Source organism: Pseudomonas fuscovaginae SE-1 (assembly GCF_000364705.1).
In the GTDB taxonomy this organism is placed as follows: Bacteria; Pseudomonadota; Gammaproteobacteria; order Pseudomonadales; family Pseudomonadaceae; genus Aquipseudomonas; species Aquipseudomonas fuscovaginae_A.
Window position 1 is genome coordinate 18829 of record NZ_AQOH01000026.1, and the last position, 18021, is coordinate 36849.

The following is an 18021-nucleotide window of genomic DNA, read 5'->3' on the forward strand; positions in this document are numbered from 1 at the left end:
TACAAAACCCGAGAACGACCGATGTACAGCCTTCAAGACCTGTTGCACCTGATGGCCCGGCTGCGCGACCCGCAATATGGTTGCCCCTGGGACATCAAGCAAAGCTACGCGACCATCGTGCCCCATACCCTCGAGGAAGCTTACGAGGTGGCCGATGCCATCGAGCGTGAGGATTTCGAACACCTTCAGGGCGAGTTGGGCGACCTGCTGTTCCAGGTGGTCTACTACAGTCAGTTGGCTCGCGAAGAGGGGCGTTTCGAATTCGACGGCGTGGTCGATGGTATCACCCGTAAACTGATTCGCCGCCATCCCCATGTATTCCCCACCGGCGACCTCTATGCGCCGGTGGATCTGCCACGCCTGAGCGAAGAGCAGGTCAAGCATCGCTGGGAAGAGATCAAGGCCGAGGAGCGCGCCGAGAACCACCGTGCTCCCGAGCAGTTGTCGTTGCTCGATGACGTGCCCGCCGCTTTGCCGGCGTTGTCCCGGGCGGCAAAACTGCAGAAGCGGGCAGCCCAGGTCGGCTTCGACTGGCCGGCGGCTTTGCCGGTGGTGGACAAGATCCGCGAAGAGCTCGACGAAGTGCTCGAAGCCATGGCGGATAACGACCCGGCGGCCATGGCCGATGAAATCGGCGACCTCTTGTTCAGCGTGGTCAATCTGGCCCGGCACCTCAAGGTCGACCCGGAAAACGCCCTGCGCGGTGCCAATGGCAAATTCGACCGACGTTTCCGATTCGTCGAACAGGCATTGCGCGACACCCACCGTCCCATGGAAGATTGCACCCTCGAAGAATTGGACGCCTTGTGGGGCGAAGCCAAGCGTCAGGAACAGAATGCACCCAGCTGCGGCTGAGTCGTTGACCCCAAGTGAGTAAGCATCATGAGCCTTTCCCTTCGCGACCAGTTGCTCAAGGCAGGTCTGGTCAATCAAAAGCAGGCCAAGCAGGTCAGCAAGGACAAACAGAAACACCAGCGCCTGGTCCACAAGGGCCAGGCCGAGGTGGACGATACCCAGGCGCGCCTGGCCCAGGAGGCGCAGGCCGAGAAGGTCAAGCGTGACCAGGAGCTGAACCGCCAGCATCAGGAAAAGGCCGAAGCCAAGGCCCGTGCGGCTCAGGTCAAGCAACTGATCGAAACCTCGCGTCTGCCCAAGCTGACCACCGAGGACTACTACAACTTCGTCGACGACAAGAAGGTCAAGCGCCTTTCGGTCAACAACCTGATGCGCAACAAGCTCAGCAACGGCTCGTTGGCGATCGTCCACCATGGTGGCGGTTACGAGGTGATTCCGCGCGAGGCGGCGCTGAAGATCCAGGAGCGCGCCCCTGAACGCATCGTCCAGCTCAATGCCCTGAGCGAGACCCAGGTACCGGACGAGGATGATCCGTACGCCGCCTACCAGATCCCGGACGATCTGATGTGGTAGAAACGACAAACCCCGCTTCAACGGCGGGGTTTGTTTTTGCCGGCGCCGCCGCCTGCGTGGGGCGGCGGTGCCATTGGAGCCATGGTTTCAGGAATTTTGTGCCTGACGCTTCAGTTCGAGGCTTTCCAGCTCGCTCTTGTATTGTTGAGCATCGGCCTCGTTGTGAAACATGCCCACCAGCAGGTCCTGTTGATGGACATCCCAGATCCGGATACCCGCGGCCAGGCCTTCATGGGACATGTGTGCATCATCGCGTTCGGTCACTTTTACGGTCATCTGCAAGCTCCTGTTTCTGTTGAGCTGCGGCAATGCGTCGCAGGACTCTTTTATATGATTCATTAGCTTCCTACGTAAATCGCTGGGAAATGAAATTTACTTTTGCAGAATCTGTCGTAATCCCCTGAGGCCCGGATTTACTGGGTTTCACGGTTTCATTCGCTGACTTGCTGACAAAAGTTTCATGTTCTGCCAGCGGAAAATGCCGTGCTAGAGCGCCGCAATCGCAAGCGGTGAGTGGATTCCCCTGTGGCGAACAATATGTTGCAAAAGTTATCAGAGCTTCCGTTCTTGGAATTTTTTGTGCTAAATACCTTGGCCTCGGGAATAACGGGGCGCCCTGAAGTTTCGCAATATTTCCGGCCAGGCGGGTCGGATCGATGGAGAAAACCGTTTGGCATGGAAGCCACAGTCAACGCCTGCATCTACCCGGCAGCCCCCTGCCGCCACCTGCACCGTTCACCCCAATCGCTCGGCGAGACGGCACTTTCTGCCTGAAGCTGCTGTGCTCGCCGTGAACGGGGTCCTGTGTTTTCCATGATTTCGACGTTCTGCCATCGACCTGGCTGTTTATACCCGGGGCGGGTGTTCCGGGGAGTCGGAAAGACCGCGGATAGGGAATTCAACCAACACAGGAGTAGAAGCATGAAGCTGTTCAAGTCGGTATTGTCGGTAATGGCCCTGGCCACCCTGACTGCCGGATCGGCGTTCGCCGGGCCACCGGTGACCGTGACCTTCAAGAACGTCGGTACCACCGATGTCACCTATAAGATCATCACCAGCAACGAGGCCACCACCAACGTCAATGCGGTGCCCAAGCCGCAGACCCGTGTCCTTCAACCGGGAGATTCGGACACTTACACCGTCCAGAGCAATATCTCTCCGCTCGCCAACTATGCCAACCTTCGTTACACCAGTGGCAACAAGACCTGTACCTTCCTGGCCACGTATGTTGCGACACCCGGGGGATTGGGCGCGACCATTCCTAAATGGAACAACACCGCGACCCCGAGCGGCGGCGCGGTGTGCACGGCAAAAGGGACTGGAGTCAATCTCTCTACCTATGCGTGGTCCGTCGAGTTCACGATGAAGTAAGTCGGTGGCGGAGCCTGCGGGCTCCGCTGTCTTGCTGCCTGTCGCAGGCCTTCAAGTTTTCTGCTACGCGGCCGATAATGCTTCATGGGCCAAGGTTTCAGGAGTGGCCACTAACAGGGAGGGTCTCATCTTGGTAGGATCAATCAATTCCAATTCACTGTCCGGTCCCCAGCTCGCCAGTGTTTCGTCCGCATCGGGCGACTCGACCAAGGCCAGTGCGGCAGCTCCCGCGGCTGTCGCGCAGCAGGACACCAGTCGTCTTTCCACGCTCGCCAGGCAATTGAGCGAGAGTGCCACCAACGCCGCGACCAGGGATGCGAGTCTGAGCAGAAAGGAACTGGGGGCCAAGGCAGTCGAACTGCTGGGACAGATCGGCGGTGATGGCTACCTGGCCAACAAGGCGGCTCACGATGCCGAGGTGCCCGCTACCGACGATCCCGAGTTGCTGGCGCGGGCGCGCAATGCCACTGAGTTCGTCAATGGCAACGGCCGTAACCCCTTCGCCGGGATGTCGCGGGAGCAGCTTTCCCTGATCATTTATGATGATAGTGGCAATTTTACCGTCAACGAACGGCGTGCTGCCTTGAAAGAGGACTCCCGGCAGGAATATGCCTGGCGCCAGAAAGTCGTGGCCAGTGCGGTGGCCGAGTACAATGAGACTGGCAAGTTGACCAAGTTCTTCACGGCGGCGCTGGAACACTACAAGGAGCTGCCGGCGATCGAGCAGGCTCAGTATCCGAACAGTTATGAGGCCAAGCTGCAGGCCTGGATCGCCCTCGACTTCAACTACAAGACCCATACCGTCGAAGGTCAGGGCAGTGCGCAAGCAATACTGGACAAGGTGCTCGCGCTGGACAGCGAGACCTTCGACGAGAGCCGTTCAGGTCCGGCGGTCTGACGCTCCAATAAAAAGCCCCGCATCATGCGGGGCTTCTTCATGGCGTTGCAACGGCTCAGTTGCCCTTTACGGCCTTGCCGTCGACGGTACCGTCCTGGAGCATGATGTTGTACTCCTTGCCGTCGGTCTCGACCTGGCGCAGGGCGACCAGGATGTAGCCCCAGTCCTTGGCGAACCACATCTGGGTGATGCGCTTGCTCTGCGTCGGATCACGCACGCGCTCGACCTTGATCGCATCGATCGTGCCGGCCTTGGTCTGGACCTTTTCCGGACCGATCACGCGGAAATCGTAGGTGTCGGTGTCGGTGCCTTCGGCGACCCGGTAGCTCATGCTTTTCTTGCCGGCGGCCACGTCACGCTGCAGGGCCAGTTGGTAGGTGGACTTGTCCAGCATGCCGCTTTCCAGCGGCAGGTTGACCGGGTCCTTGCCTTCGAAGCCGGTGACCTTGTTACTCGCCCAGTCGAAATCCAGGTTGATCTTCTTGGCCTTGCCCAGCCCGCCACGCTCGAAGGTGTAGGTCTGTGGCAGCAGCTTGTCCTTCTCGAGGCGGATGGTGCTTTCCTCGGTCAGGCTGGCGATCATCATGGAAGCCTTGAAGTTCAGGGTCCAGGTGCCGTTGTCGTTTTTCTTCAGGCTGCGTTCGGCCGAACCGCTCATGGGCAGTTGTTTCCAGTCTGCGGTATAGCTGGCGGAGAATGGCTGAAGATCCGCCGCCTGCGCCATGGGCAGGGCCAGCAGGGTAAGAGCGAAGAGCAAAGCGCGACGCATAAAATCTCCTAGGTTCGAATCGAATGGCCGCTGGCCGCGAGTAACTGGCCGTCCAGCAAGGCACCCTGTTCGCCAAGGCGCAAGCGCCCTTCGGCGAACCAGCGTACCGCCAGGGGGTAAATCCGGTGTTCCTGGGTATGGACCCGTTGCGCCAGACTCTGCGCCGAATCGCCAGACTCTACCGTAACCACAGCCTGTACGACCAGAGGCCCGCCGTCGAGTTCCTCGGTGACGAAATGCACGCTGCAGCCGTGCTCGGTATCGCCGGCGTCCAGGGCCCGCTGGTGCGTGTGCAGGCCCTTGTACTTGGGCAGCAGCGAAGGATGGATGTTGAGCAGGCGCCCCTGGTAGTGGCGGACGAAATCGGCGCTGAGGATGCGCATGAAGCCGGCCAGGACCACCAGTTGCGGATTGAAGGCGTCGATCAGTTCGATCAGGGCGGCATCGAAGGCTTCGCGGCCTTCGAAGGCCTTGTGATCCAGGGAGCGGGTTTCGATACCCGCGTCCCTGGCGCGTTGCAGGCCGTAGGCGTCGGCACGGTTGGAGATCACTGCGGCGATATGGGCCGGGTTGTCCCCGGTCCGTACGTCATCGATCAGGGCCTGCAAGTTGCTGCCGGAGCCCGACAGCAACACCACGACGCTGCAGGTCGGGCTAATCGGCTCGGACATCAGTGAGCCTTGAGGTTCTTCAGCTCGACCTGGGCGGCGCCTTCGGCGGCCACGGCGATCTGGCCGATGACCCATGGCTGTTCGCCGGCTTCGCTCAGGACCTTCAGGGCGCTTTCAACGTGTTCCTGGGCGACACAGATCACCATGCCGACACCGCAGTTCAGTACGCGGTGCATTTCGGTTTCGTTGACATTGCCTTTTTCCTGCAGCCAGTCGAACACCGCCGGACGCTGCCAGCTGGCCACGTCGATCACGGCCTGGGCACCGGCCGGCAGGACGCGCGGGATGTTGTCCAGCAGACCGCCGCCGGTGATGTGGGCCATGGCCTTGACCGCGCCGGTGTCCTTGATCAGCTTGAGCAGCGGCTTGACGTAGATGCGGGTCGGCGCCATCAGCAGGTCGGTGAGTGGCTTGCCGTCGAGCTGGGTGTTCTCGATGTCGGCACCGGAGACTTCGATGATCTTGCGGATCAGCGAGTAGCCGTTGGAATGCGGGCCGGAGGACGGCAGGGCGATCAGGGCGTCACCGGTGGCGACTTTCGAGCCGTCGATGATTTCCGATTTTTCCACCACACCGACGCAGAAGCCGGCCAGGTCGTAGTCTTCGCCTTCGTACATGCCTGGCATTTCAGCGGTTTCACCGCCGACCAGGGAGCAGCCGGACAATTCGCAGCCAGCGCCGATGCCGGTAACCACTTGGGCGGCGGTGTCGACATTGAGCTTGCCGGTGGCGTAGTAGTCGAGGAAGAACAGTGGCTCGGCGCCGCAGACCACCAGGTCGTTCACGCACATGGCCACCAGATCGATGCCGATGCTGTCGTGCTTGTTCAGGTTCAGTGCCAGGCGCAGCTTGGTGCCGACGCCGTCTGTGCCGGAGACCAGGACCGGCTGCCTGTAACCGGCCGGGATCTCGCAGAGGGCGCCGAAACCGCCCAGGCCGCCCATGACTTCCGGACGCGCAGTGCGCTTGGCCACGCCTTTGATGCGTTCGACCAATGCTTCACCGGCGTCGATGTCTACACCGGCGTCCTTGTAGCTCAGGGAGGGTTGCTTGCTCATGATCCAGGCCTATAGGGGGGATTCTTGGGTATCGACCGGGAACGACGGAACCACCGCAAAGACGAATGCAAGTCGGCTTTACCAGTTGTCCGGCCATTGCCGGTCTGCGAAGGCGCGCGATTTTATCAGGCTTGAGCAGCAGCGGCCATCCTCGGGCCGACGGGCAGGGCGATATCGGCGAAAAAATCCGTGGTTGTCGGCGCTGGCTGCATCGGGCGCGGCTGTATAAGGTATAGCCCCATCAGCCGCTCTCTTTGATGGCGGCGGAAAAACTTTCGTGATGGTATGAATGATGGCACTGCGCTGTGGTCACACGCCTGTCCCTTTGTATTCATGCGGTCGTTCAAGCCGTTTTCTGCCTGTCGGGAATTGTCCATGCGTTTGTTCAAGTTACTGAGTGCCGGTTGCCTGTCTTTGTTGAGCCTGGCGATCCATGCCGAAACCATCAATGGTCTGTACCAGGTGCGCGAACCGGTCAGCAGCCAGTCTCCCGACGAGCGCAACCAGGCCACCCAGCGGGCGCTGGAGACCCTGGTGCTGCGCCTGACCGGCGACCCCAAGGCCGTGCAGAGTGCCGGGCTGGCGGCGGTGCGCAAGGACCCGCAGCAGATCATCAGCCAATATGGCTATGACGCCGGGCCACCGGAGAGCCTGCAGGTGGATTTCGACCCGGTGAGCACCGACCGCGCCTTGCGCGGCGCCGGGTTGTCAGTGTGGGGCAGCAATCGGCCGGCGATTCTCGGCTGGTGGCTGAGCGATTCCACCGAGGGATCGAGCCTGGTCGGTGACGGTCAGTCGGCGGCCGAGCCGTTGCGCCGGGCGGCGCAGCATCGGGGCCTGCCACTGCGCCTGCCGATGGCCGATCTGGAAGAACAGCTCGTCGCTACCGCGAAGAACCTCGAAGGCTCCGACGCCTCGTCACTGCAGGCCGCGTCCGAGCGTTACGCTGCCGATGCCCTGCTGGCGGTGCATGCCCGCCAGAACGGTGCGCAGTGGGAGGCCAAGTGGCGCCTGTGGCTGGGGGACCAGAAGGAGCAGGGGACGGTGCAGGGTGCGGACACCGCGGCGCTGGCCGATGCGGTGCTGCTGGCGGTGAGCGAGCGCCTGGCGCCACGTTTTGCCGTCAAGCCGGGCGTGGCCACGGAACAGTTGCTGGAAGTACAGGGCATGACCCTGGAGCGCTACGCGGCCCTGGAACGCCTGCTCGAGCCGTTCGGTGGGCGGCCGGTGAGTGTGGAAGGTGATCGCATCGTCTACCAGGTCAGCGGCAGCGCCGAGCAGTTGCGGGCGCAACTGGGGCTGGCGAAGTTGCAGGAGGTCCCGCCGGGCCAAGCTCCCGCACCGGCCGCACCGTCGCCCAGCAATCCCGCGGTGACCAGTACGGCTCCGGCTGCGCCACAGCTGCGTTTCCGTTGGTAATTCATTTCTCTTCTATATATAAGGCTGGAAATCGTCCATGACTGACATTCGCCGATGGATCTGGCTTGGCGCGGCGGTTGTGCTGTGTTTGCTGGTGTACCTGCTGCACCCGATCCTTTCGCCGTTCCTGGTAGGGATACTGTTGGCCTACCTGTTCGACCCGGTGGTCGATCGGCTGGAGAAGCTCGGCCTGTCGCGAACCTGGGGCGTGGTGACGGTATTTGCCCTGTTCACCCTGATCCTGATGACCTTGCTGCTGGTGCTGGTGCCCATGCTCGCCAAGCAGTTGGTGCGCCTCTACGAGTTGGCGCCGCAGGTGCTCGACTGGCTGCAGCATACGGCGATGCCCTGGGCGCAGCACAAGTTCGGCCTGGCGGATGGCTTTTGGAAGTTCGACAAGGTCAAGGCGGCCATCAGCGAGCACATGGGCCAGACCACCGACATCGTTGGCGTGGTGCTGGCCCAGGCCACGGCATCCGGTCTGGCGCTGATGGGCTGGCTGGCCAATCTGGTGCTGATCCCGGTGGTGAGCTTCTATCTGCTGCGCGACTGGGACTTGATGATGGCCAAGATCCGCAGCCTGTTGCCGCGCCAGCAGGAGGAACGCATCGTCGCGCTGGCGGGTGAGTGCCATGACGTGCTTGGGGCTTTCGTGCGTGGACAATTGCTGGTGATGCTCGCGCTCGGCGGGATCTATGCCGGTGGCCTGATGCTGGTCGGGCTGGAACTCGGGCTGTTGATTGGCCTGTTGGCGGGGCTCGCGGCCATCGTGCCCTACATGGGTTTCGTGATCGGGATTGGCGCGGCGATCACCGCCGGGCTGTTCCAGTTCGGCGGCGAGTTGTACCCGATGATCGGTATCGTCGCGGTGTTCATGGTGGGCCAGGCCCTGGAAGGGATGGTCCTGACGCCGTTGCTGGTCGGGGACCGCATCGGCCTGCATCCGGTCGCGGTGATCTTCGCGATCCTCGCCGGTGGCGAACTGTTCGGCTTCACCGGAGTGCTGCTGGCGTTGCCGGTGGCGGCGGTGATCATGGTGCTGGTGCGACATGTCCATGACCTGTACAAGGATTCGGACCTGTACGGCGGCCAGGAAGATCCCGACCTGTGATGCCTTCCCCAATCCGGGGTGGGTGTTTTTTTGAGAGGCTGCCCGGAGGGGCGGCCTCGAGCCGGCGAGTGCCATCATTCGCCGGCTGGCACCCTCCGTTGTCGTGCAGGTTTTGACGATTCTTTCCGTTGGATCGCGCAAACCTTTGATTTTGCTTGTGGTCTGTTGCATTGTGCGCCCGGCGTCACGGGTATAAACTTTGCAGACTTTACACAGAGGCCACTAACGGTTCCCGGGAACTGTTCAGTCAGCATGAAACCGATTCAGCTGCCCTTAGGTGTGCGTCTACGGGATGACGCTACCTTCATCAACTACTACCCAGGCGCCAATGCCGCTGCACTCGGCTATGTCGAGCGCCTCTGCGAAGCCGACGCCGGGTGGACCGAAAGCCTGATCTATCTGTGGGGCAAGCACGGCGTGGGACGTACCCACCTGTTGCAGGCGGCATGCCTGCGTTTCGAGCAGATGGGCGAGCCGGCGGTCTACCTGCCGCTGGCCGAGTTGATGGATCGTGGGGTCGAACTGCTGGACAACCTCGAGCAGTACGAACTGGTCTGCCTGGACGACCTGCAGGTGGTCGCCGGCCGGGCCGACTGGGAAGAGGCGCTGTTCCACCTGTTCAACCGTCTGCGCGACAGCGGCCGGCGCCTGCTGATCGCTGCCTCGACCTCGCCCCGTGAGCTGCCGGTGAAGCTGGCCGACCTCAAGTCGCGGCTGACCCTGGCGCTGATTTTCCAGATGCGCCCGCTTTCCGATGAGGACAAACTGCGTGCTTTGCAACTGCGTGCTTCAAGGCGTGGGTTGCACCTGACCGACGAAGTAGGGCATTTCATCCTGACTCGTGGTACCCGCAGCATGAGTGCGCTGTTCGAATTGCTCGAGCGTCTTGACCAGGCCTCCCTGCAGGCCCAGCGCAAGCTGACCATCCCGTTCCTGAAGGAAACCCTGGGCTGGTAAACACCGGCAAGGCCCCGTGTTATCAAGGGCTGCAGGGTCTTCTGGTCAAAATCCAGGCGCAGAAAAAACACGCTGAAGTCAATTTTCAGGCGTTTGCGAGACGTTCGGGTATTAAGGCCTTAGATGTTTTCAAGATACGTCTGAGTCACAAATTGCCTCATAAAATTTGCAAATGAGGGTGATAGAAGGCATAGTCGCACCTTCTAACAAACTCAGCCACGGTCGTGCCCATGCTAAATCGCTTCGCACCCCTCGTGCCTCTCGCACTCGTTACCTTGCTTTTTGGTTGCGCGGCGCATACGCCAGTTTCGCAACAGCAGGTAGAAAATTCGGCCAAAACCGCTTCGGTTTCTGGCGTCAAATCCTCCACGGTGCTGGATGATGAACTGGCTACTGAAAAAGAACTCGCCGAGTTCTCCGACAGCAAGCCTTACCAGTTGCCCGTGCTGGCCGACAGCATTCTCGAGCGCGGTATGTCGCTGATCGGTACCCGTTACCGTTTCGGTGGTACCAACGAGAGTTCCGGCTTTGATTGCAGCGGCTTCATCGGCTACCTGTTCCGTGAGGAGGCCGGTCTGGACCTGCCACGCTCCACGCGTGAGATGATCAACGTGAAGGCGCCGCTGGTTGCTCGCAACAAGCTCAAGCCGGGCGACCTGCTGTTCTTCGCCACCAATGGTCGTCGCGGTCGCGTCAGCCATGCCGGTATCTACCTGGGCGATGACCAGTTCATCCACTCCAGCAGCCGTCGCAGTGGCGGTGTGCGGGTCGACAGCCTGGGCGACAGCTACTGGAGCAAGACCTTCATCGAGGCCAAGCGTGCCCTGGCGATGGCTCCCACCACCGTTACCGCCAGCAACAAGTAAAAGACTCGGACGTATCGGGGCCACCACGGGTGGCCTGCGTGCAGGCTGCTAAGCTTTATGGGTAGCCGGATTGTACAAAAAACGTCCGAAGTTAAAGTGATACTTGAAGTTTGGTGCGTAAGCGCTAGAATCCTGACTTATTGTTGAGTGCCTGACCGCGCAAGTCCCGCCTGCGCGGTTTTGCTTTCTCCACGCCACGGCAGAGCAAGCCACATTCAGTCAGGATTTCTGCATATGTCGATCTCGGCCCGCATCGCCCTCGTTGCCCTCACCGCATTGCTCGGTGCCTGTGCCAGCCATCCGCCACCCCCGCCGGCGCCGGTGGCCCGCCCCGTGGTGTTCGCGTCGCCCCAGCCCAGCTCACCGGAAGCCGAGGACGTGCTGTTCCGAGCGCTGGGCCTGGTCGGCACGCCCTATCGCTGGGGTGGTAACACCCCGGACTCCGGTTTTGATTGCAGTGGGCTGATCAGCTATGTCTACCGCGACATGGCGGGTATCAACCTGCCGCGTTCGACCCGTGAGATGATCGTGATGCGTGCGCCGAACGTGCCTCAGGACGCCTTGCAGACCGGCGATCTGATCTTTTTCGCCACCAACGGCGGCTCTCAGGTCAGCCATGCGGGAATCTACGTGGGTGAAGGACGTTTCGTCCACGCGCCGGCCACTGGCGGAACGGTCAAGTTGGACAGTCTGTCCAAGGCCTATTGGCAGCGTGCCTACCTGAATGCCAAGCGGGTCCTGCCGGCCGAACACCTGGCACGGATTCCGTAACCCCCATTGGATGGCGCGAGGTTGTCATGACGGCTCGCACCCTGCAGCTCGACGATGCCCTCTACAGCTACCTGCTGGAGGTTTCCCTGCGTGAGACGCCGCTGCTTCGGCGTCTGCGCGAGGAAACCCAGGCGTTGCCCATGGCGCGCTGGCAGGTGGCTCCCGAGCAGGGCCAGTTCCTCGCCCTGCTGGTCAGCCTGACCGGCGCCCGGCGCGTGCTCGAGGTCGGCACCTTCACCGGCTACAGTGCCTTGTGCATGGCCTCGGCATTGCCGCAGGACGGCTCACTGCTGTGTTGCGACATTCCCGGCGACTACAACGCCACGGCGCTGCGTTACTGGCGCGAGGCGGGGTTGGAGCAACGGATCGAATTGCGCCTGGCACCGGCCCTCGATACTTTGGCCGATCTGGAGCGCCAGGGGCGGAAGGGGACCTTCGACCTGATTTTCATCGACGCCGACAAAGCCAATTACCCGCACTATCTGGAGTACGCCCTAGGCCTGCTGCGGGTCGGCGGCTTGGCGATTTTCGACAACACCCTGTGGAGCGGTAGGGTGTTGGAGGTGCCGGCGCAGAGCGAGGACACCCGGGCCATCCAGGCCCTGAATCGGGCCTTGAGGGATGACGCGCGGGTCGACCTGTCACTGCTGCCCTTGGGAGATGGGCTGACGCTCTGCCGCAAGCGCTGACTGCTACCTGGCAGGTGAAACACGCCAGATCTTGTTGCCCACATCATCCGCCACCAGCAGGTCGCCCTGGCGATCGATCACGACGCCCACCGGCCGGCCCATGGCGTTTTCATCCCGGTCGAGAAAACCGGTCAGCACGTCCACCGGTTGCCCATTCGGCTTACCGTTGGCGAAGGGCACGAAGATCACCTTGTAGCCGCTGTGGGGCTTGCGGTTCCACGAGCCGTGCTGGCCGATGAAGGCACCCTGGGTGAACGGCGCCGGCAACCTGCTGCCTTGGGCGAACGTCAGCCCGAGGGAAGCGGTGTGGGGGCCGACGGCGTAGTCAGGGGCGATGGCCTTGGCGACCATGGCCGGATCCGAGGGCGACACCCGGACATCCACGTGCTGCCCGTAGTAGCTGTAGGGCCAGCCATAGAACGCGCCATCCTTCACCGAGGTGATGTAGTCCGGTACCAGGTCGCTGCCGATCGCGTCCCGCTCGTTGACCGCCGTCCACAGCGCGCCGCTCTGGGGCTCCCAGGCCAGGCCATTGGGATTGCGCAGGCCGGAGGCGAAGATCCGGTGGTTGCCGTTCGCCGGATCGACCTCCCAGATCGCCGCTCGGCCCTGCTCCTTGTCCAGGCCGTTTTCGCCGACGTTACTGTTGGAGCCGACCGTGACGTAGAGCTTGCGGCCATCCCGACTGGCGATGACATTCTTGGTCCAGTGGTGGTTGAGCGTGCCGCCGGGCAGATCGACGACCTTCTGAGGCTTGGCCTTGAGGGTGATTTCGCCTTCTTCGTAGTGGAAGCGCAGCAGGGCATCGGTGTCGGCTACATACAGGTCATTGCCCACCAGCGTCATGCCGAACGGCGAGTTGAGCCCTTCAATGAAGGTCGTGCGCGTTTCCGCGACTCCATCGTGGTTGGCGTCGCGCAGCAGGGTGATGCGGTTGGCGCTGGGGACGCCGGCTCCGGCGCGGTCCATGACCTTGCTGGCAACCCAGCCGCGGATACCCTGGTTGTCGTCGGGCCTGTCGGGGGCATTGGTTTCTGCGACCAGCACGTCGCCGTTGGGCAGCACGTAGAGCCAGCGTGGGTGGTCGAGGTTTTCGGCAAACGCGTTGACCTGGGTGCCGGCGGCGGTCAGGGGCCGAGTGCCTTCGGGCCAGCCGATGGCCGGGGCGATATTGACTGTAGGCAGCAGGGTTTTATTCGGTTCCGGTAACTTGGGCGAGGGGCCGGTGCCGTCGGCGACCGACAGGCTGGAACTTTCGCCACAAGCTGCCAATCCGCTGGCGAGCAGAATGATCAGGGCGTGCTTCTGCTGGAACATGCTGAATCTCCGTCGATGCTTGTGTTTGACCAGTAGTAGAGAGGTTGCGGTAGTGCAGGTTCAATCCGCTTGCGCAGGATTTTTTCGCGGGGAGTCCGGGGAATCGGTGTCCGTCATCGCGGGTATTTTCGGAACTCGTTGGGCTTGGCTGCGCATCCAGTTCATGAAAACACTCCAGCGAGTGCGAGGACCTCGGGTGCCTGATCACGGTGCTCGGACACATAGGCCTTTGCGCCTCCTGTGTCGTTACGGCAGTCCACAGCAGATGCAACGCTGGGTTCCGCGGCTGCTGGAGGCTTCGATAGTCTGCTCCACGACCAAGTATCAGGCGGCCGAATGCCTTATGAAATCCGCCGAAAGCCTGATGCAGATCCATGGCCATCAGGGTTACTGCGCTCCCGGGATCGGCAAATACCTGCGTGATGCTGCTGGCTTGAGGATCGCTGGTGGCACCAACGATATACAGAGGGTCAACATCTTCAATCAGATGATGAAGCTCTCCTTGCGCTGATGGCCATGAAGGTTCCTGCCATCTGGGTCGCCAGCCGGTGCACTGCCGGACTGGCCTGGGACGATATCCGGAGGGACAAGTGCAACTGGGGAAGTGGTGCCAGTTCGTCGCTGTCGAGGATGCGCAGTCCGGCGGGAACACTGTGTGTCGGCAGTACGCCGATGGCCTTGTTGGCGACGATGGCCGCCTTGAGGGGGGTAAGGTCGCTGGCGGTGCAGAGTATGTTGAAGCGCCTGCCCTGATCCTCCAGGGCTTTTTGTGCTACCTGGCGAATGCTGCTGCACGGCGGCGGCAGCGCCAGGGCAATGCTTGAGGCCTGATGCAATCGCGAGCCGCGGGCCGACACCCAGCTCAGGGGAACCCTGCCAATAGTTTGTTCGTCAGTTGGCGCGGTCAGCAGCAGGAAGGCGATATCCAGCAGATGGCGGTCGACCCTGTTCGAAAGGTTTTCGCTGGAATCGCTCAGGAAAGAGCACTGGGCATTGAAGGATTCAGAGCAGTAGAACATTTTCCCGATGACCTGCTGATCATGCAGCTCAGGCAAGCCGATTCTGACGCATGGCGGCATGGGATCGTTGATCACTGAACTGATCAGTTCGTCATTGAGCTTGAGGATCTTCAAGGCGTACTCATGGACCTTCAGCCCAGCGGGTGTCAGCCGTATTTCCTTTCCTCTTTCCAGCAGTTGCCTGTTGGTGAGTTGCTCCAGTTTCTTTATCTGCAGGCTGATAGTCGATTGTGTGCGGAAAAGCTTTTCCGCCGCTCGGGTGAAACCCCGGGTGGCGTTGACATACACAAGTGCCCTGAGCAGATCCATATCGATATTGATATTGGTGAGTTTCATCGCAGCCGGCTTTCAGTGGATAAGAGGCTATCCTTCGCCTCCTTTTTCTGACTGTCATCGGCTGTTGGTTGGCGCTCGTGTCGGGAGATTCCTGTTCAGGTGTATGCAGTTACCTGCTACTTGGCTTTCCAGGGCAACAGCGAACTGCTGGCAATAGCCAGAAAGATGATTGTCATGCCGAGCAGTTGGGTGGCCGTTAGCACTTCGTCGAGCAACGACCAGGACAGCACGGTCGCGATCACCGGCTGCAAAAGCAGGACCAGCGAACTGAAGGCGGCGGACAGTTTTTTCAGGGCGAGGGTCACCAGCAGTTGTCCTGCTACCTGGCCGCTCAGCACCAATGCCAATAGCAGCGCCCAAGTGGAAAGATCATGGGGTAGCGGCGCGCCTGACAAGATAAATGCGGGAAGCAGCAGTACGCTGCAACCTGCGGTGATAAGCAACATGAGCAGTGCTGGCGCGCAATCATACTCCTGACTTTCTTGATGCTCACGATATAGGCTGCATAAAAAAATGCGGCCAGAAGGGCGAGAGCTTCTCCTGCATAGTCACGGGTCACGGGTCACGGGTTTGTTCATGATACACAGCACGTACATGCCAGCGATTGCCACGACCAGGCAGAGTATTTCGATCCTCTTGGGCTTGTCGACGATGCCGGCCAATCCCATCAGTACCACGAAAAAAGGTGCGCAATTGGTCAGCAGGGTGGCGACGGCGACATCGGTGCGTCTGATCGCCAGATGCATCACCGCCAGGTCGGCACTGAAGAACAACACAGCCAGCAGTACCAGGCCATGGAACTCCCAGGTCCTGGGCAGCGGTGACTGCTGTTCCCTCTGGATCGCACAGATCAACAACATGAACGGGATCGCCAGTAGGACTCGGTAAAACGCCGAGACCTCGGCTTCAAAGGGCAATGTCTTGACGATGACAGGCGCGACGCCCAACAGAATGGCCCCGGCTAGCAGTAGCAGAATCCGGGAGTCGCCGCGCCCGGTTTGCGCAGGTGCTCGGTTCATGGTTGTAGACCTGCATGCTTGCCAGCGATCCGAGCTTCAAAGTCCTTGCGGTCGATAATGGCGCGGGTATGCGTTCCGGAAAGAATCTGTTGCGGACCATCATTCGCCTCGACCTTGAATTCAATACTTTTATCGCTGACCCGGATGACGGTGGCTTGCACGCTGACGATGAAACCTGGCGGCGTCGGTGCCAAGTGCCGGCTGTCGTGGGCGATGCCAACGGTCATGACACCATCAGGCAGCAGGCCTTCGATTGCCATCATTGCCGCCAACTCCGATAGCCAGAGCAGTATCGGCGTGGCTAGGACGGGAATGTCATTGCTCCACTGGGTGGCTAGGTCGATCTGCTGGACGGTGTGCCGAATCAGGCCAACTTGGCCCATGAGCTCAGGCATGGTGCGACTCCCTGTGCAGGCAGTACGGGGCGCTCTGGAGAACTTGCACCAGAATTTCGGCGCCTGGGCCAGTGACCCGAAAGCGATTGAGGCGAGCAGGCCATCGGATAGTGCTGACGTAGGTCAGGCTTGATCAGGTGCACGTGATTGCCTCGCTTGGGTGTTCTGTCTGGAAAGGTTATTCCCGCACCCACCACCGGGTGAAATGAGTTTTCCTCGTGAGGCCCATTTCACCCGTTCATGTCTCCGCTCGCCGGGGCGGGCGGTCGGCTTCAATTGACGCTCCATCCCCAACCCTCTAACCTTCGCGGTTTGTTTCAGGTGCTCTGTGACACGACGTCGACAGAGTGAAACAGGGAAGCCGGTGAGCCTTTCGACAAGCGTGATCCCGGCGCTGCCCCCGCAACGGTAAATGAGTCAAGACTGCGCTTTTCGCCACTGTGCCGACGGCATGGGAAGGCGCGCGGTCCCGCGTTCGCGCGCTCATGAGCCCGGAGACCGGCCTGATCCATTCCACAGCATCACGGCGGGCGATGCTGGACGGCTTTGGCCGTGCCTGCATCTGCCCGCCGTTTGCCTTATCCAGCCCAACGGAGAGCTGTCATGAACGAGTCCCCCGAGCGCGACGAACGCCACCTGGCACGCATGCAGCGCAAGAAGGCGGTGATCGACGAGCGTATCGCCAATGCCCCCAACGAGTGTGGCCTGCTGCTGGTGCTGACCGGCAACGGCAAGGGCAAGAGCAGCTCGGCCTTCGGCATGCTCGCCCGGGCCATGGGCCACGGCATGCAGTGCGGTGTGGTGCAGTTCATCAAGGGTCGCAACAGCACCGGCGAAGAGCTGTTTTTCCGCCGCTTCCCCGAGCAGGTGCGTTTCCATGTGATGGGCGAGGGCTTTACCTGGGAGACTCAGGATCGCCAGCGCGACATCGCCGCCGCCGAAGCCGCCTGGGCGGTGTCGCGGGAAATGCTTGCCAACCCGGAGATCGGCCTGGTGGTGCTCGATGAGCTGAATATCGCCCTCAAGCATGGTTATCTGGATCTGGACCAGGTGCTGAGCGACCTGCAGGCCCGTCCACCGATGCAGCACGTGGTGGTGACCGGTCGCGGCGCCAAGCCGGAACTGATCGACCTGGCCGACACCGTCACCGAGATGGGCTTGCTCAAGCACGCGTTCCAGGCCGGGATCAAGGCGCAGAAAGGCATCGAGCTATGAGTCAGGCGCGTCATTGCCCGGCGGTGCTGATCGCCGCGCCGGCTTCCGGCCAGGGCAAGACCACGGTGACGGCGGCCCTGGCGCGCCTGCACCGTAACCAGGGGCGCAAGGTCCGGGTGTTCAAGTGTGGTCCGGACTTTCTCGACCCGATGATTCACGAGCGCGCCAGCGGCGCGCCGGTGTACCAGCTCGACCTGTGGATGGTCGGTGCCGAGGAAAGCCGCCGCTTGCTCTGGGAGGCGGCGGGCGAGGCCGACCTGATCCTGATCGAAGGCGTGATGGGGCTGTTCGATGGAACGCCGTCGAGCGCCGACCTGGCGCGGCATTTCGGTGTGCCGGTGCTGGCGGTGATCGACGGCACGGCCATGGCCCAGACCTTCGGCGCCTTGGCCCTGGGGCTGGCGCGCTACCAGTCGGACCTGCCGTTCGCCGGAGTGCTGGCCAACCGGGTTGGTACCCCGCGTCATGCGCAATTGCTCGAAGGCAGCCTGACCGAAGGCTTGCGCTGGTACGGCGCACTCTCGCGCGAGACCGGGATCGAGTTGCCCAGTCGTCACCTCGGGTTGGTCCAGGCCAGTGAGTTGAACGACCTGGACCGTCGCCTCGATGTCGCCGCCCAGGCCCTGGGCGCCAGTTGCGAAGTCGCCTTGCCACCGGCGGTCGGGTTCGCCGCACCGCCAGCGGCGGCCGTCGAGCCGCTGCTGGCCGGTGT

General features: G+C 61.6%; 22 protein-coding genes and 1 riboswitch. Of the genes, 13 read left to right on the top strand and 9 right to left on the bottom strand.

Annotated features, from left to right (window positions below; genetic code table 11):
* Nucleotides 1-21: 21 nt before the first annotated feature.
* Together mazG and K675_RS0103640 are read left to right on the top strand one after the other, a co-directional pair.
* Entirely contained in the window at nucleotides 22-855 is an 834-nt protein-coding gene (gene mazG / locus K675_RS0103635; protein ID WP_017902152.1) for a nucleoside triphosphate pyrophosphohydrolase, read from the top strand.
* 27 nt (nucleotides 856-882) lie between these two features.
* Nucleotides 883-1428, top strand: coding sequence for a DUF2058 domain-containing protein (locus K675_RS0103640; RefSeq protein ID WP_017902153.1), 546 nt, complete (start codon nucleotides 883-885; stop codon nucleotides 1426-1428).
* Between the two features lie 87 nt (nucleotides 1429-1515).
* Here K675_RS0103640 and K675_RS0103645 read toward each other — a convergent pair whose 3' ends face one another.
* Nucleotides 1516-1704, bottom strand: coding sequence for a hypothetical protein (locus K675_RS0103645; RefSeq protein ID WP_017902154.1), 189 nt, complete (start codon nucleotides 1702-1704; stop codon nucleotides 1516-1518).
* Between the two features lie 645 nt (nucleotides 1705-2349).
* Between K675_RS0103645 and K675_RS0103650 the strand changes: the two genes are divergently transcribed.
* Both K675_RS0103650 and K675_RS30340 read left to right on the top strand, forming a co-directional pair.
* Nucleotides 2350-2799: a hypothetical protein gene (locus K675_RS0103650; RefSeq protein WP_017902155.1), complete on the top strand. Its 450-nt coding sequence runs from the start codon at nucleotides 2350-2352 to the stop codon at nucleotides 2797-2799.
* 130 nt (nucleotides 2800-2929) lie between these two features.
* Nucleotides 2930-3697, top strand: a complete 768-nt coding sequence (locus K675_RS30340; RefSeq protein WP_051070733.1) for a hypothetical protein — start codon at nucleotides 2930-2932, stop codon at nucleotides 3695-3697.
* Between the two features lie 55 nt (nucleotides 3698-3752).
* On the opposite strand, the gene K675_RS0103660 is transcribed toward K675_RS30340, so the two are convergent.
* Genes K675_RS0103660 through purM form a run of 3 tightly spaced genes read right to left on the bottom strand, consistent with a single transcriptional unit; the run spans nucleotide 3753 to nucleotide 6195 of the window.
* A complete protein-coding gene (locus K675_RS0103660; protein WP_017902157.1) occupies nucleotides 3753-4466 on the bottom strand; it encodes a DUF3108 domain-containing protein in 714 nt (237 codons plus the stop codon).
* An 8-nt stretch (nucleotides 4467-4474) separates the two neighbouring features.
* Nucleotides 4475-5137, bottom strand: coding sequence for a phosphoribosylglycinamide formyltransferase (gene purN, locus K675_RS0103665; RefSeq protein WP_017902158.1), 663 nt, complete (start codon nucleotides 5135-5137; stop codon nucleotides 4475-4477).
* Nucleotides 5137-6195 (bottom strand): phosphoribosylformylglycinamidine cyclo-ligase, encoded by a 1059-nt coding sequence (gene purM, locus K675_RS0103670; protein ID WP_017902159.1) that lies wholly within the window; start codon nucleotides 6193-6195, stop codon nucleotides 5137-5139. Before purM ends, purN begins: the two co-directional genes overlap by 1 nt.
* Nucleotides 6196-6570: 375 nt before the next feature.
* Between purM and K675_RS0103680 the strand changes: the two genes are divergently transcribed.
* The 6 genes from K675_RS0103680 (at nucleotide 6571) to K675_RS0103705 (ending at nucleotide 12008) form a co-directional block, all read left to right on the top strand.
* The gene (locus tag K675_RS0103680) at nucleotides 6571-7614 is read left to right on the top strand and encodes a DUF2066 domain-containing protein (protein WP_017902161.1); all 1044 of its coding nucleotides are present in this window, start codon (nucleotides 6571-6573) and stop codon (nucleotides 7612-7614) included.
* 37 nt (nucleotides 7615-7651) lie between these two features.
* Nucleotides 7652-8725, top strand: coding sequence for an AI-2E family transporter (locus K675_RS0103685; RefSeq protein WP_017902162.1), 1074 nt, complete (start codon nucleotides 7652-7654; stop codon nucleotides 8723-8725).
* A gap of 252 nt (nucleotides 8726-8977) precedes the next feature.
* Nucleotides 8978-9682, top strand: a complete 705-nt coding sequence (gene hda, locus K675_RS0103690) for a DnaA regulatory inactivator Hda (protein WP_017902163.1) — start codon at nucleotides 8978-8980, stop codon at nucleotides 9680-9682.
* A gap of 230 nt (nucleotides 9683-9912) precedes the next feature.
* Entirely contained in the window at nucleotides 9913-10548 is a 636-nt protein-coding gene (locus K675_RS0103695) for a C40 family peptidase (protein WP_026144897.1), read from the top strand.
* Nucleotides 10549-10782: 234 nt separating this feature from the next.
* The gene (locus K675_RS0103700) at nucleotides 10783-11319 is read left to right on the top strand and encodes a C40 family peptidase (protein WP_017902165.1); all 537 of its coding nucleotides are present in this window, start codon (nucleotides 10783-10785) and stop codon (nucleotides 11317-11319) included.
* Between the two features lie 26 nt (nucleotides 11320-11345).
* A complete protein-coding gene (locus K675_RS0103705; RefSeq protein WP_017902166.1) occupies nucleotides 11346-12008 on the top strand; it encodes a class I SAM-dependent methyltransferase in 663 nt (220 codons plus the stop codon).
* A gap of 3 nt (nucleotides 12009-12011) precedes the next feature.
* Here K675_RS0103705 and K675_RS0103710 read toward each other — a convergent pair whose 3' ends face one another.
* The gene (locus K675_RS0103710; RefSeq protein ID WP_017902167.1) at nucleotides 12012-13325 is read right to left on the bottom strand and encodes a PQQ-dependent sugar dehydrogenase; all 1314 of its coding nucleotides are present in this window, start codon (nucleotides 13323-13325) and stop codon (nucleotides 12012-12014) included.
* Between the two features lie 265 nt (nucleotides 13326-13590).
* Between K675_RS0103710 and K675_RS32855 the strand changes: the two genes are divergently transcribed.
* Nucleotides 13591-13836 (top strand): acyl-CoA dehydrogenase family protein, encoded by a 246-nt coding sequence (locus K675_RS32855; RefSeq protein WP_037006277.1) that lies wholly within the window; start codon nucleotides 13591-13593, stop codon nucleotides 13834-13836.
* On the opposite strand, the gene K675_RS31795 is transcribed toward K675_RS32855, so the two are convergent.
* The 4 genes from K675_RS31795 to K675_RS0103730 all read right to left on the bottom strand — a co-directional run bounded on the left by K675_RS31795 (nucleotide 13805) and on the right by K675_RS0103730 (nucleotide 16094).
* On the bottom strand, nucleotides 13805-14680 hold the full coding sequence (locus K675_RS31795) for a LysR family transcriptional regulator (RefSeq protein WP_017902168.1): 876 nt from the start codon (nucleotides 14678-14680) through the stop codon (nucleotides 13805-13807). The genes K675_RS32855 and K675_RS31795 overlap by 32 nt on opposite strands.
* Nucleotides 14681-14796: 116 nt before the next feature.
* Nucleotides 14797-15126, bottom strand: coding sequence for a DMT family transporter (locus tag K675_RS0103720; RefSeq protein ID WP_080635305.1), 330 nt, complete (start codon nucleotides 15124-15126; stop codon nucleotides 14797-14799).
* A 102-nt stretch (nucleotides 15127-15228) separates the two neighbouring features.
* Complete coding sequence (locus K675_RS0103725) at nucleotides 15229-15699, bottom strand: DMT family transporter (RefSeq protein WP_026144899.1); 471 nt, start codon at nucleotides 15697-15699, stop codon at nucleotides 15229-15231.
* A complete protein-coding gene (locus tag K675_RS0103730; RefSeq protein ID WP_017902169.1) occupies nucleotides 15696-16094 on the bottom strand; it encodes a thioesterase family protein in 399 nt (132 codons plus the stop codon). The genes K675_RS0103725 and K675_RS0103730 overlap by 4 nt, the downstream gene beginning before the upstream one ends.
* A 302-nt stretch (nucleotides 16095-16396) precedes the next feature.
* Nucleotides 16397-16615, top strand: a riboswitch (cobalamin riboswitch).
* Between the two features lie 82 nt (nucleotides 16616-16697).
* On the opposite strand from K675_RS0103730, the gene cobO reads away from it, so the two are divergent.
* Nucleotides 16698-17309: a cob(I)yrinic acid a,c-diamide adenosyltransferase gene (gene cobO, locus K675_RS0103740; protein ID WP_017902171.1), complete on the top strand. Its 612-nt coding sequence runs from the start codon at nucleotides 16698-16700 to the stop codon at nucleotides 17307-17309.
* Nucleotides 17306-18021 (top strand): cobyrinate a,c-diamide synthase (locus tag K675_RS0103745; RefSeq protein WP_017902172.1); only part of this gene is annotated, 716 nt, incomplete at its 3' end. The genes cobO and K675_RS0103745, both read left to right, overlap by 4 nt.

Excerpts from the sequence above, each read along its gene's own strand:
- mazG (WP_017902152.1), top strand. The coding sequence starts at position 22 with ATGTACAGCCTTCAAGACCTGTTGCACCTGATGGCCCGGCTGCGCGAC.
- K675_RS0103640 (WP_017902153.1), top strand. The coding sequence starts at position 883 with ATGAGCCTTTCCCTTCGCGACCAGTTGCTCAAGGCAGGTCTGGTCAAT.
- K675_RS0103645 (WP_017902154.1), bottom strand. The coding sequence starts at position 1,704 with ATGACCGTAAAAGTGACCGAACGCGATGATGCACACATGTCCCATGAA.
- K675_RS0103650 (WP_017902155.1), top strand. The coding sequence starts at position 2,350 with ATGAAGCTGTTCAAGTCGGTATTGTCGGTAATGGCCCTGGCCACCCTG.
- K675_RS0103660 (WP_017902157.1), bottom strand. The coding sequence starts at position 4,466 with ATGCGTCGCGCTTTGCTCTTCGCTCTTACCCTGCTGGCCCTGCCCATG.
- purN (WP_017902158.1), bottom strand. The coding sequence starts at position 5,137 with ATGTCCGAGCCGATTAGCCCGACCTGCAGCGTCGTGGTGTTGCTGTCG.
- purM (WP_017902159.1), bottom strand. The coding sequence starts at position 6,195 with ATGAGCAAGCAACCCTCCCTGAGCTACAAGGACGCCGGTGTAGACATC.
- K675_RS0103680 (WP_017902161.1), top strand. The coding sequence starts at position 6,571 with ATGCGTTTGTTCAAGTTACTGAGTGCCGGTTGCCTGTCTTTGTTGAGC.
- K675_RS0103685 (WP_017902162.1), top strand. The coding sequence starts at position 7,652 with ATGACTGACATTCGCCGATGGATCTGGCTTGGCGCGGCGGTTGTGCTG.
- hda (WP_017902163.1), top strand. The coding sequence starts at position 8,978 with ATGAAACCGATTCAGCTGCCCTTAGGTGTGCGTCTACGGGATGACGCT.
- K675_RS0103695 (WP_026144897.1), top strand. The coding sequence starts at position 9,913 with ATGCTAAATCGCTTCGCACCCCTCGTGCCTCTCGCACTCGTTACCTTG.
- K675_RS0103700 (WP_017902165.1), top strand. The coding sequence starts at position 10,783 with ATGTCGATCTCGGCCCGCATCGCCCTCGTTGCCCTCACCGCATTGCTC.
- K675_RS0103705 (WP_017902166.1), top strand. The coding sequence starts at position 11,346 with ATGACGGCTCGCACCCTGCAGCTCGACGATGCCCTCTACAGCTACCTG.
- K675_RS0103710 (WP_017902167.1), bottom strand. The coding sequence starts at position 13,325 with ATGTTCCAGCAGAAGCACGCCCTGATCATTCTGCTCGCCAGCGGATTG.
- K675_RS32855 (WP_037006277.1), top strand. The coding sequence starts at position 13,591 with ATGCAACGCTGGGTTCCGCGGCTGCTGGAGGCTTCGATAGTCTGCTCC.
- K675_RS31795 (WP_017902168.1), bottom strand. The coding sequence starts at position 14,680 with ATGAAACTCACCAATATCAATATCGATATGGATCTGCTCAGGGCACTT.
- K675_RS0103720 (WP_080635305.1), bottom strand. The coding sequence starts at position 15,126 with ATGTTGCTTATCACCGCAGGTTGCAGCGTACTGCTGCTTCCCGCATTT.
- K675_RS0103725 (WP_026144899.1), bottom strand. The coding sequence starts at position 15,699 with ATGAACCGAGCACCTGCGCAAACCGGGCGCGGCGACTCCCGGATTCTG.
- K675_RS0103730 (WP_017902169.1), bottom strand. The coding sequence starts at position 16,094 with ATGCCTGAGCTCATGGGCCAAGTTGGCCTGATTCGGCACACCGTCCAG.
- cobO (WP_017902171.1), top strand. The coding sequence starts at position 16,698 with ATGAACGAGTCCCCCGAGCGCGACGAACGCCACCTGGCACGCATGCAG.